The 11,821-nt window shown below is 73.3% G+C and carries 11 protein-coding genes and 1 pseudogene; 5 read left to right on the top strand and 7 right to left on the bottom strand.

The genetic code is table 11. From position 1 onward, the window contains the following. Positions 1-508: 508 nt before the first annotated feature. Complete coding sequence (locus TR50_RS25240) at positions 509-1,033, bottom strand: hypothetical protein (protein WP_052441309.1); 525 nt, start codon at positions 1,031-1,033, stop codon at positions 509-511. Continuing rightward, a complete protein-coding gene (locus tag TR50_RS25235; RefSeq protein ID WP_152648618.1) occupies positions 1,030-1,290 on the bottom strand; it encodes a hypothetical protein in 261 nt (86 codons plus the stop codon). The genes TR50_RS25240 and TR50_RS25235 overlap by 4 nt, the downstream gene beginning before the upstream one ends. Positions 1,291-1,468: 178 nt before the next feature. Here TR50_RS25235 and TR50_RS25230 point away from each other — a divergent pair, with 178 nt between their 5' ends. Then, positions 1,469-1,915: a nitroreductase family deazaflavin-dependent oxidoreductase gene (locus TR50_RS25230; RefSeq protein WP_042426272.1), complete on the top strand. Its 447-nt coding sequence runs from the start codon at positions 1,469-1,471 to the stop codon at positions 1,913-1,915. Between the two features lie 54 nt (positions 1,916-1,969). Here the strand turns inward: TR50_RS25230 and TR50_RS25225 are convergent, their stop codons facing one another. Both TR50_RS25225 and TR50_RS25220 read right to left on the bottom strand, forming a co-directional pair. Next, complete coding sequence (locus TR50_RS25225; RefSeq protein ID WP_042426269.1) at positions 1,970-2,584, bottom strand: hypothetical protein; 615 nt, start codon at positions 2,582-2,584, stop codon at positions 1,970-1,972. Between the two features lie 127 nt (positions 2,585-2,711). Further along, positions 2,712-4,121 carry an outer membrane protein assembly factor BamB family protein gene (locus TR50_RS25220; RefSeq protein ID WP_052441308.1) on the bottom strand — a complete coding sequence of 470 codons (1,410 nt, stop codon included), beginning with the start codon at positions 4,119-4,121 and terminating at the stop codon, positions 2,712-2,714. A 169-nt stretch (positions 4,122-4,290) separates the two neighbouring features. On the opposite strand from TR50_RS25220, the gene TR50_RS25215 reads away from it, so the two are divergent. Beyond that, entirely contained in the window at positions 4,291-5,436 is a 1,146-nt protein-coding gene (locus tag TR50_RS25215) for an alpha/beta hydrolase (RefSeq protein WP_042426265.1), read from the top strand. A 22-nt stretch (positions 5,437-5,458) separates the two neighbouring features. Here TR50_RS25215 and TR50_RS25210 read toward each other — a convergent pair whose 3' ends face one another. Next, complete coding sequence (locus TR50_RS25210) at positions 5,459-5,956, bottom strand: adenosine-specific kinase (protein ID WP_201776869.1); 498 nt, start codon at positions 5,954-5,956, stop codon at positions 5,459-5,461. 294 nt (positions 5,957-6,250) lie between these two features. On the opposite strand from TR50_RS25210, the gene trpS reads away from it, so the two are divergent. Next, on the top strand, positions 6,251-7,267 hold the full coding sequence (gene trpS, locus TR50_RS25205; RefSeq protein ID WP_042426260.1) for a tryptophan--tRNA ligase: 1,017 nt from the start codon (positions 6,251-6,253) through the stop codon (positions 7,265-7,267). Between the two features lie 234 nt (positions 7,268-7,501). Next, complete coding sequence (locus TR50_RS25200; protein ID WP_152648616.1) at positions 7,502-8,092, top strand: hypothetical protein; 591 nt, start codon at positions 7,502-7,504, stop codon at positions 8,090-8,092. 36 nt (positions 8,093-8,128) lie between these two features. On the opposite strand, the gene TR50_RS25195 is transcribed toward TR50_RS25200, so the two are convergent. Next, positions 8,129-8,515, bottom strand: a complete 387-nt coding sequence (locus tag TR50_RS25195; protein ID WP_042426254.1) for an MmcQ/YjbR family DNA-binding protein — start codon at positions 8,513-8,515, stop codon at positions 8,129-8,131. Positions 8,516-8,658: 143 nt separating this feature from the next. Between TR50_RS25195 and pknB the strand changes: the two are divergent. Beyond that, positions 8,659-9,660: pseudogene (gene pknB / locus TR50_RS25190) on the top strand (Stk1 family PASTA domain-containing Ser/Thr kinase); the annotation flags it as partial. 204 nt (positions 9,661-9,864) lie between these two features. Here pknB and ggt read toward each other — a convergent pair. Continuing rightward, entirely contained in the window at positions 9,865-11,715 is a 1,851-nt protein-coding gene (gene ggt, locus TR50_RS25185) for a gamma-glutamyltransferase (protein WP_052441307.1), read from the bottom strand. Between the last annotated feature and the right edge of the window lie 106 nt (positions 11,716-11,821).

The raw sequence follows: 11,821 nt of genomic DNA, 5'->3' as shown, positions 1-11,821 counted from the left end.
ACCCCACCCCGCGCAGCGCGCCGCCCCCGCCGCCCGTGGGCGCCACCCCGAGCCCCTCCTGCGCCCTGGAGCTCCTGGGCTTGTGCCTGTGAGTCGCCGGCCCTGCGGGGCGGAGAGTCCGGGCGGCCGACGGCCTGCCGAGTTCCGGCCGGTTCCGGGCCCGAGCCTGCGGCGTGGCCGCCGTGCGAGGCGCCCCGACGGGGCTGCCCCCTGGGGCGGACGGGTTGCGGAGCTCGGGCCGGCCCGGGGCCTTGGCCTGCGGCGTGGCCGCCGTGCGGAGCGGTGGCGCGAGGCGTCCCGGCGTGGCCGTCCCTGCGGCGCAGCGGGTTGCCGAGCTCCGGCCGGTTCCGGGCCTGTGACATGGCCGCCGTGCCGGGCGGTAGCGGGAGGCGCGCCGGCGTGGCTGCCTCCTGCGGCAGACGGATTGCGGAGCTCGGGCCGGTTCCGGGACTGGGCTTGTGACGTGGAGCGGAGGCTGCGGGGGCGCGCAGGTTGCGGATGAGTGGTCTCAGTCGCGGGCCTGTGCTTCCGCCTTTGCGCGGAAGCGTTCCATCCAGTCGGCCGCCTCGGATGCCGGTACGCGTTGCAGGCGGGTCGCGCCGTGCCGCGCGGCGATGGAGTCGACCGCGCGGGGGTCGGATTCGACCATCTCGGCCACGAGCAGGCAGCTGCCCGGGTCGACCCAGGCGCTGAGGCCGACGAGCGCGCCCGTCTCGTTCTCCGCCTCCTCGCCGTCGGCCAGCGCTCCGAGGCCCGCGCCGAGCGCGATGCCGATGGCGGTGGCGAGCGGGCCGATGAAGAGGCCGAGGATGGTGCCGACGGTGCCGAACCCGACCATCGCGCCGCCCGCGCCCGGGTCGTAGTCCAGGGGGACGGTGACTTTTCCGTCCACGTCGCGCTGCATCAGCGCCGCGCGGTTGACCGTCGGCAGCTCCTTTACGTCCTCGAAGGCGGCGGTCGCCGCCACACGATCGGTGAAGGTGAAGAAGAGCATCTTGTCGTCGTGCTCCATGTCGGAGGACATCTCCTTCACGACGACCCGCCCTCCTCGCGCAGCTCGCGTTCGACGCGGTCCTTCTTGGCCCAGGCCTCCTCGTTCTCCTCGATCTTCTCGAGCGCGTGCGAGGCCGCCTCCTCGGTCGGGAAGGGGCCGAGCAGGAAGCGGGCGGGCTCCTGATGGCCCTGTTCGGCGCGGTGGTGCTTCAGGCAGTAGTACCAGGGTTCCGGCTTGCCGAGCTGCGCCTCGTCGAGGTCCTCCCGCAGCTCGTCACCGGCGTCAGGCCAGCTCACCTCGGTCACCTCCGGGCAGGGTCTCCGGGCGGCGCCGGTCGCGGCCCGGTCTCGCCGCCCATCCTCCGACTTCCGCGGCCGACATGCGCGTTCAGGGCCGCCGTTCGGTGCGGGGCGCGGTGGGGAGTGGAATCATGGTCACGAACGAGCGTCACCGAGAGCGATGGGACGGATACGCATGCCTTTGAAGGGTGAGTACGAGCCGAGCCCGACGGACTGGGTGCGGGCCCAGGTCGAACAGTACGAGTCGTCCGGCGGCAAGGAGGGGACGACGATGCGGGGGATGCCCGTGATCCTGCTGACCTCCGTCGGCGCCAAGAGCGGCAAGCTGCGCAAGACCCCGCTCATGCGGGTCGAGCACGACGGGCGCTACGCCGTCGTCGCCTCGCAGGGCGGCGCGCCGAAGCACCCGGTCTGGTACTTCAACCTCAAGGCCGACCCCCGCGTCGAACTGCAGGACGGTCCGGTCCGCCAGGACATGACGGCCCGTGAGGTGACCGGCGAGGAGAAGGCGCAGTGGTGGCAGCGGGCCGTCGCCGCCTACCCGGACTACGCCGACTACCAGACCAAGACCACCCGTCAGATCCCGCTGTTCGTGCTGGAACCGGCCGCGCAAGCGCACTGACGTCCGCGACCGCCCTGGCCGTCAGGACGGGCGGCCGGGGTCGGTCCACGTGCGCTACCTGGACCAGGTCACCACGAAGTCGGCGTTGTTGGTGTTCGCGATGGGAGTGACCACGACCGTTCCGGTGGCGCCCTGGTAGGCGCCCGTCCCGTTGGTGATCTTGAACGTCTGGGTCGGGGCCTGCGAGGCGAAGTCCTGCGTCGAGTTGTCCGCGATCAGCATGCCCTGGCTGGTGGCGATCTGCGCCGAGCAGGTGGCCGTGGCCGGCGCCTTGGTGAACAGGCAGTATAGGTGGTCCGTGGCGTAGACGGCGGACGAGTGGCTGGTGTGCGTGCCGACGTAGTCGTTGTCCGTGCCGACGGCGTAGTCGCCGACGGCCGGCGCGGCGCTCGGGTTCGCGATGACCTGGCCGCTCGAGGTGTAGAGGTTCGACGAGGTGCTGACGCTGTAGAACTTCCACGTCGTGGTCGTCATCGATCCGGAGCCGCTGGAACTGCCGGAACCGCCGGGAGTCGCCGTACTGGACGGCACCCCGCTCAGCGGCGGCGGCGTGGACGGACCGGGCGAGCCGGAGTCCCCGGGGACGGCGACGGCGGCCCCGGTCGTCACGGCCAGCATCGCTGCGGCGAGAGCTGCCGCCGCGGCGGAGAAACGCGCGTGCGAACTCATCGGGTCCTCCCGAGGTCGGGGAACCCCTCGCACCATTGTCTTCGCTCGCGGACGAGGCTGCACCATCTGGGCGACGGCCCTCGGGCCCTCAGCCGGCCCTCAGTCGCGCGCGTGGTCGCCCCCGCGCTCAGGCTCCGGTGAAGGCGGTCACCCCCGCCGCCGTGCCGATCAGGACGCGGTCGCCGCTGAGCACGGGCGAGGCGAAGTGCGGCAGCTCCCCCGTGGCCACCTGGGCCAGCACCCGGCCGTCGGCCTGGTCGAGAGCCAGCAGCATGCCCGCTCCGTAGTCCGGCACCCACACCGCGCCGCCGCCCAGCACCGGCGAGCCGGACGCGTGCAGGGAGACGTGCCAACCCGGCCGCGGCACGCCGTCCGCCCCGACGTCGACCCGCAACAGGCCGTCGGCGCAGGGCACGAACACGGCGGAGCCCGTCACGGCCGCGGCGCCGTAGGCGCTGCACAGGCGCGCCTGCGCCTGCTCGCCGCCGACGCCGGTGCGGTGCAGGCGGGTGGCGAGGTCGAGGGTGTAGCCGGTGCCGCGCTTGCCCACGGCGAGCACCCAGGGGCCGACCAGTGCCGGGGTGAGCGATCCGAGGTCGAGGTCGTGGGCGTTGTCGTCCGGCCAGCTCGCGGGCGCGAAGGAGCCGGTGACGGTCAGCGAGGCGGGGGAGAGGGCCAGAACCGAGTCCGAGCCGTCCCACGGCCCGCTCTCCGCCGCGCCGTTGCCGACCGAGACCAGCACCCGCCCGTCCGGGGTGAGGACCGGCCCGCCCGGCGCCCAGATGCCGCCCTCGCGGCTGGTCGGGACCGCGTACGTCAGGAGTGGCCCGGAGCCCGTCGCCGGGACCGAGACGACGGAGCCGATGTAGTCGCCGCAGTCGCCGTTCAGCCCGCCGTAGGTGATCAGCACCCGGCCGTCGACCGCGGCCAGCGCGCCGCGCTGCTGGTGGGCGCGGGGGTCTCCGTGCGGCGGCTCGGCCTCCCGGCGGACCCGGACCGCGCCCGTCGCGGGATCCAGGCCGGTCAGCACGTGCTGATGGGTGCTCAGTTCGGCGAGCGCGAAGACCAGGCCGGTGCCCGGCTCGTAGACGGGCGTGCCGGTGACGCCGAGCGGGTCGATGTTGCCGCAGGGGAGGGTGGAGAGCGGGGCGGGCGTGCCGAGGGAGGTGTGCCAGCGGACCCGGCCGGTCGCGAGATCGAGGCCGTACACGCTGTCGTGCTCCGTCGCCGCGACGACCGTGCCGCGCACGATCAGCGGCTGCCCGTAGACCGCGCCGTCCAGCTGGGCCCGCCACGCCTGCCGCAGCGCCCCCGGCGCGGGGACGCTGGGAACGTCGCCCGAGCGGGCCGGGTCGTGATGGTAGGTCAGCCAGTCGCCGGGCAGCGTCGGCGCGGGACTCGCGGCGCCCGGCGGGAGCGTCAACGGGGCGACGGGGGAGCCACCCGACGAGGCGGGGCGGCTCGGTCCCGGCGACGCGCTCGTGCACGCGGCGGCGAGGAGCGCGGTGCACAGGGCCAGAACACGCACGGCACGCACGCCACGCACGGTGCGGGGAGGGCGGGGCACGTCCCCAGTCTGCTGCCGTCCGCCGCGACGGGGCGGCAGCGGCGCGCGTCGGTGTCGGGGCTTCTGTGACGCGTGCGCTGCCGGTGGTGCACTCTGAGAGGAGGCGGAGGCGGCGTACGGACGGAGGTCGGGCGGGCGCATGGGGCTGACCGGCAGCGGGATCCTGATCCTGGTGGCATTGCTGACCGGGGTCTGCCTCGTCGCGATGGTGTGGTTCTGGCCGCGCCTGGCCGGACGGGGCTGGAAGCCGGTCCTCGGGCGGATCGTCGCGGTCGTGGTCACGCAACTGCTGCTGGTGTCGACCCTGGGGCTCCTCGCCAACGACTACTTCTCCTTCTACAGCAGCTGGCACGACCTGCTCGGCATCGGCGGCGGCCCGGTCGCCGTCCAGGCGTCCGTGGCCGGTACCGGCTCGAAGCAGGGCCCGCACGGCGCGGTCCAGGTGCTGGGCCAGGAGGCGACGGGCTCCGACGGCATCGGCGTACGGGCCCCCGCCCTGGTCGGCCGGGTCGACCGGGTCCTCATCCCCGGCCACGTCACCGGGCTCGCCACCGACGGCTACGTCTACCTGCCGCCGCAGTACTTCCAGCCCGCCTACGCCAAGGACCGGTTCCCGGTGCTGCTGGTGACGACCGGCTTCCCCGGCGAGGCGAAGAACCTGCTCACCAAGCTCCAGTACCCCTCGATCGAGCTCCAGCTGCTCCAGCAGGGCAAGATCAAGCCGATGGTGCAGGTGCTGATGCAGCCCTCGCCGTCGATGCCCCGCGACAGCGAGTGCGAGGACGTCCCGAACGGCCCGCAGGCGCAGACCTACTTCACCGCCGACGTCCCGCTCGACGTCGAGGGCTCCTACCGGGTGGCCACGAACGCGGCCGGCTGGGGCGCGATCGGCGACTCGACGGGCGGCTACTGCGCGCTCAAGCTCGCCATGCGCAACCCGTCGGTCTACTCCGCGGCCGCCTCGCTGTCGGGCTACTTCAAGGCCGCGGAGGACATCACCACCGGCGACCTGTTCGGCGGCAGCCAGACGCTGCGCGACCAGGCGAACCTGAGCTGGCGGCTCACCCACCTGCCGGCCCCGCCGGTCTCCGTCATGCTGGCCAGCAGCAAGCAGGACGGCGCGTCCTACCGCGAGGGCCAGGCCTTCGCCGCCCTAGTCCACCCGCCGATGACCGTCGCCGAGGCGACGGTCCCGACCGGCGGCCACAACTTCACCACCTGGGTGCGGCTGCTGCCGGCGTCCCTGACCTTCCTCAGCGACCACCTGGCCCCGCCCGCGCCGTGAGCCGCGCGCCGGCCCGCGTCGTTCAGAGCTTGTAGCCGATGGCCCGCAGCAGGTTCTTGCGCGCCGCCACGTCCTCCTCGCCCTCCTCGCCGAGCGGCGGCGCGCCGTCGACCACGCCGACCACGCCGCGGCCCGCCGCGGTGACCGCGACGAGGACCTGGACCGGGTTGGCCGTCGCGCAGAAGACGCCGCAGACCTCCGGGACGGACTTGACCGCGTTCAGCACGTTCACCGGGAAACCCTCGCGCAGCAGGACGACGAAGGAGTGCCCCGCGCCGATCGCCGTCGCGTTGGCGACCGCCAGCGAGACGAGCTCCGGGTCGTTGCCGGAGCGGCGGACCAGACGCGGGCCGGAGGCCTCGCAGAAGGCGAGGCCGAAGCGCAGGTGCGGGCTGGTGCCGGCGAGCGCCTCGTGCAGGTCCTCGACGGTCTTGATGAAGTGGGACTGCCCGATGATCACGTTCAGGTCCTCGGGCTTGTCGACCGCGACGGCCTCGATGGACACCGCTTCAGCTGTCATGGGGTCAGCCTGCGCGACGCCGTCGGCCCGCGCACGTCGGCGGCGTCGAATCCCGCCCGCGGTCCGGCCCCGGCGGCTATGCTTGCCCCATGCAGCTTTCCTCGTGCCGGTGCTGGTGGCGCTCCTCCTAGGAGCGGCCCCCTCTCGCACGCACGCCTCGAAGGGCCGTTCGTCACGGACGGCCCTTCGGCGTTCCCCGGCTCGCACCGGGGTGGATGCGCCGAACCGCCGCCCGGTGGCGCGCGGCCCGGTCCCGCAGACCCGCATCCACCACCCCGAGCCCGGGAGACGTCCATGAACACCAGCACGACCAGCACCGCCCGCAGCCCCCGCATCCTGACCGGCGACCGCCCGACCGGGCGGCTCCACGTCGGGCACTACTTCGGCAGCCTGGAGAACCGGGTCCGGCTCCAGAACGAGGGCGCCGAGGTCTACGTCGTCATCGCCGACTACCAGGTGCTGACCGACCGTGACATCGCGGCGAACCTGCCCGGGTACGTCGAGGAGCTGATGCTCGACTACCTGGCGGTCGGCATCGACCCCGAACGATCAGTGATCTTCACGCACAGCGCCGTGCCCGCGCTGAACCAGCTGCTGCTGCCGTTCCTGAGCCTGGTCTCCGTGGCCGAGCTCCAGCGCAATCCCACCGTCAAGGACGAGATCAGGCACTCCAGCCAGGCGGCCGTCTCCGGGCTGATGTTCACCTACCCCGTGCACCAGGCCGCCGACATCCTGTTCTGCAAGGCGGACCTGGTGCCGGTCGGCCGCGACCAGCTTCCGCACCTGGAAGTCACCCGCACCGTCGCCCGACGGTTCAACGACCGCTATCCGCGGGCGGGCGCGCCCGTCTTCCCGGAGCCCGAGGCGCTGCTGTCGGCCGCGCCGCTGCTGCTGGGCACCGACGGCGGCAAGATGAGCAAGAGCCGCGGCAACGCGATCCAGCTGGCCGCGGACGCGGACGAGACGGCCCGCCTGATCAGGGGTGCGAAGACGGACACGGAGCGTCACATCAGCTACGAGCCCGAGCGTCGTCCGGAGGTCTCCTCGCTGGTCCTGCTCGCCGCCCTGTGTCAGGAGCGGGACCCGGCCGAACTCGCCCAGGAGATCGGCGGCGGCGGGGCCGCCCTGCTCAAGCGAGTGGTGACCGAGTCCGTCAACGAGCGCTTCGCGCCCGTGCGGGCACGCCGCGCCGAGCTGGCCCGGGACCGGGCCTCGCTGCGGGAGCTGCTGCGCCGGGGCAACAAGCAGGCCAACGCCGTCGCGGACGCGACCCTCGACGAGGTGAGGACGGTCATGGACGCTGTCTACTGAAGGCCGACCCCGTGCTTACTGTGAGTGACACAGGTGACGCACAGTAAAGCCCGTGACCTGCAGTGACGTAGGTCGGCAGGGGGCGCGGAAGTTTTCCGACACGCGTCCCCCACATGGCCTTCTTGGGTGGTTCGCATACGGCCCTGACGGGGACGCTGGTCGGGCGGGCGAGCCCCCGCCGACCGGCGGGCGTCCCGCTCCGTGATCCATCGTCACCAGCACTGGAGAAGTACCGTGGCACGCGCAATATCGTTGATATCGAGCCCTGAGGAGTCCGCGGACGAGTCCGTGGACGGGGCCGCCGGGGGGCCAACCGGGCGGGGGGCGGCGAGCGCCGCCGAGCCCGAAGCCGACCGCGTCCCCGACTGGGCTGCCGCGCTGGTCCACAGCGCGGTCGCGAACCGCCCGGTCGCCGACGTCGCCCGCCTCTTCGCCCTGCTCGACGCGGACGGCGAGAACGCATGGCCGCACCCCGCGAGCGAGGTCGCGGCGGGCCGGCCGCTGGAGGAGCTCACGGTGCTCCTGGCCGCGCTGCGCGGCCCGCAGCTGACGCGCGGCGGGGACATCCTGCGGGTCGCGGTCGTCAGCCGCTCCGTTCCCGAGGTCGTCCAGCTGGTGCACGCCCTCGGCGGCCCCAACTCGCCCGTCGTGGAACAGGCCCTCCAGCTCGCCGCGATCGCCCGTCCCGTCGACGACGTGGTGGCCCTCGCCCGTGCGCTGCAGGGCGTGAGCGTGGAACCGCAGGCGACCGCCGCGGAGGAACCGGCGTCCGCACCGGAGGCGCCCGCGCAGGAGAAACGCCGCAGGTCCCGCTGGTCCAGCTGAGCGGCCCGCGGGGGCGTGAGGCTCTGCCGCGTGCGGCTACCGCTCCGTCGGGAAGTCCTTCGTCAGCCGTTTCGGGGCGCGGCAGAGCCAGGCCTCGGTGATGAGCTCGCGCAGCTCGGCCACCGTGATGCGTTCCAGCCGGACCAGCACCGCCGGGTAGCCGTCGAAGTGCGGGACGGTGAAGTAGATCTCCGGCTCAGCCGCGATCAACGCCGCCTTCACGCCCTCGTCGGCCACCCGCGCGCCCAGGATCGGGCCCTCCGGGGCGTCAGATCCGAGCGCGGCGAGGTCAGGGACGCGCAGCGGGCGCTCCCAGACGAAGCCTTTTCCGTCCACCCACCAATGCATGTGGTCGCGCGAGGCCCGCTCGCTCGTGCCGGGGAGCGAGAGAGCGAGGCTGCGGACGTCGTCCCAGGTGGCCATGGCTGAATCGTAGGCCCGGACCGCGGCGTTCTCCGTCACCCGGAGGCGGTACCGTGTTCGAGCCAAGGTCACGGCGGGGAGAGAGCGGCGCGGAGCCGCCCTGTGGCCGGGGGCGGGTCCGGGTGATGGAGAGGGTTGGGAGCATGCTGGAAGCGCGTCGCCTCGGCGACCGGTACGAGCTGGGCGGCGTCCTCGGGCGCGGCGGCATGGCCGAGGTCCATGTCGCGCGGGACGTGCGGCTCGACCGCGTCGTCGCGATCAAGACGCTGCGGGCCGACATGGCCCGCGACTCGGTCTCGCAGGCCCGCTTCCGCCGCGAGGCCCAGTCCGCGGCCTCGCTCAACCATCCGGCGATCGTCGCCGTCTACGACACCGGCGAGGACTACCTCGACGGTATATCCCTCCCGTACATCGTGATGGAGTACGTCGAGGGCTCCACCCTCCTCGCGCTCACGCAGTCCGGTCGGCGCCTGCTGCCCGAGCGCGCGCTGGAGATGACGGTCGGCATCCTCCAGGCGCTGGAGTACTCGCACCGCAGCGGCATCGTCCACCGCGACATGAAACCGGCCAACGTCATGCTGACCCGTCAGGGCATGGTGAAGGTCATGGACTTCGGCATCGCGCGCGCCATGGGCGACGCCGGGATGACCATGACCGCCACGTCGGCCGTGATCGGCACCGCGCAGTACCTCTCCCCGGAGCAGGCGCGCGGCGAGCAGGTGGACGCCCGGACCGACCTGTACTCCACCGGCTGCCTGCTCTACGAACTGCTGGCGCTGCGCCCGCCCTTCGTCGGCGACTCGCCGATCTCGGTGGCGTACCAGCACGTGCAGGACCAGCCGCAGCCGCCGTCCCTGTTCGACCCGCAGATCTCGCCCGACATCGACGCGATCGTGATGAGGGCGCTGGTCAAGGACCGTGAGCAGCGCTACCAGAGTGCCGACGAGATGCGCGCCGACATCGAGCGGGTGCTCTCCGGCCAGACGCTGTCGATCATGGCGCAGCCCGCGCCGCAGGTGAAGCCGGCCTCGGCCCGCGCGGCCGCGCAGCCCGCCCCCGCGCCCGCGCCCACCGCGCCGACGCCGTCCCCGCGTCCGTCGCGGGCGCCGTCCGCGCCGCGGACGAGGGACGCCCGGCCCGACCGCGCCGCGTATCTGAAGCTCGCCCTGCTCGGCGGGGTGACGCTGCTGCTCACCACGCTCATCACGTACACCCTGATGAGCTGACGCCGCGTCGACGCGCGGCCAGGCGCCCTCGCCGGGGACGGAGGTCCTCGGCGAGGGCGTCGGCTTGAGCGGGCGTCGGCTTGAGCGGGCCTGGGCTTGAGCGGGCGTCAGTACGGTCGGGCGTCAGTTCTGCGGGCCCACCGGACGCACGACCGCCGCCGCGCCGCCCCCGCGGCGGACCGGTTCCGCGGCGGCCTGGAGCAGGCCGCCCGGCAGGGCCTGGATGCCGGTGGCCGCGCCGATCTCCGGGTTGAGCGTGAAGGACTCGCCGATCGCCTCCAGCCCCGCCTCGTCCGCGCTGCCGAGGAAGGCGGGCTCGGCTTCCGTCAGGGCGAGGTTGCGCTGGCTGATCCTCGGTACGGCGATGGCCTGTTCGAGGCTGAGGCCCCGGTCCACGTGCTCGGTGAGAACCTGCAGCACCGTGGTGATGATGCTGGCCCCGCCGGGGGAGCCGACGGCGAAGTCGAATCGGCCGTTCTTCAGGACGATCGTCGGCGACATCGACGAGCGCGGCCGCTTGCTCGGCCCCGGCAGGTTCGGGTCGGGGACGCCGGCGACGGCCGGGGTGAAGTCGAAGTCCGTCAGCTCGTTGTTCAGCAGGAAGCCGCGCCCGGGCACGGTCATCGCGCTGCCGCCGGTCTGCTCGATCGTCAGCGTGTAGGAGACCACGTCGCCCCACTTGTCCGCGACCGTCAGATGCGTGGTGTGGGTGCCCTCCGGTGTGGTCGGCGCGGGTGTGCCGGCGTTGGGGCAGCCCGAGGACGGGTGCAGCGGGTCGCCGGGGGCCAGCGGACTGGTGAGGCTGGAGTCCGGCGTGATCAGGCAGGCACGCGAGTCGGCGAAACGCTGGGAGAGCAGGGCTTTCGTCGGCACGTCCTCGAAGCGCGGGTCGCCCACCCAGCGGTTGCGGTCCGCGAAGGCGATCCGGCTGGCCTCCAGGTAGTCGTGCAGGTACTGCACCGAGGAGGCGTGCTTGAGGTCGAAGTCGTTCAGGATGTTCAGCGCCTCGCCCATGGTCGTGCCGCCGCTGGAGGAGGGCGCGATCCCGTAGACGTCCAGGCCCCGGTAGTCCACCTCGGTCGGCGCCTGCGCGCGCACCCGGTAGGCGGCCAGGTCGGCCGGCGTCATCGCGCCGGAGCGGGCGTACCAGCCGGAGGCCGGGTCGACCTGCGGGTGCTGCACGACCTGGGTGATGTCCCGTCCGATGTCGCCCCGGTACAGCGCGTCCACGCCGTCCCGTTCCAGCTCGCGGTAGGTGGCGGCCAGGTCGGGGTTGCGGAAGACGCTGCCGACGGCGGGCGGCTGACCGCCCGGCAGGAACAGGGCGGCGGTGGCCGGGAAGTAGGAGAAGCGCGTCTGGTTCTGCGCCGTCTGGTCGTGGAAGGTCTGGTCGACGACGAAGCCCTTGTCGGCCAGTCTCTCGGCGGGCCGCAGCGACTGGGCGAGTGAGCGGGTGCCCCAGCGGTCCAGCGCCTGCTGCCAGGTGAGCAGGGAGCCCGGGACTCCCACCGAGCGGCCGCTGTCCACGGCCGTCCAGAAGTCCAGCGGCTGGCCGTTCTCGACGAAGAGGTTCTGGTCGGCGGTGCCGGGCGCGGTCTCACGGCCGTCGAGGGTGGAGACCCGGTGGCTGCGGGCGTCGTAGTAGACGAAGTAGCCCCCGCCGCCGATGCCGGAGGAGTAGGGCTCGGTGACCCCGAGGGCGGCCGCGGTCGCCACCGCCGCGTCCACGGCGTTGCCGCCGTGCCGCAGCACCTCGATGCCGATGTCGGTCGCCTCCGCCGAGACGCTCGCGACGGCGCCGCCGGTCCCGGTCGCCACCGGCTGCTTCGGCGCGGGGACGGCGGCGGGCGCCGCCGCGTGGGCGGCGACGGGAGCCGCCCCGGCCGCGGGCGCGAGCGAGAAGGCGCCCAGCGCGGCGGCGAGCAGCAGGGGCGGAGCGAGACGGGCGGTGCGCCTGACTCGACGTGTACTCATCCAGGCCTCCGATCGGGCGGGTTGAGGAGCACCATTGCGACACGAACGATCCGGCCATGACAAGGAGGCGTCGTCCGGCGGCGGGTCGGGACGGGTGCGGCTCGGG

The sequence above is a fragment of the Streptacidiphilus anmyonensis genome (genome assembly GCF_000787855.1).
Lineage (GTDB): Bacteria > Actinomycetota > Actinomycetes > Streptomycetales > Streptomycetaceae > Streptacidiphilus > Streptacidiphilus anmyonensis.
The sequence above is the reverse complement of the archived record's forward strand: the minus strand, read 5'-3'. Positions and strand labels throughout refer to the sequence as shown.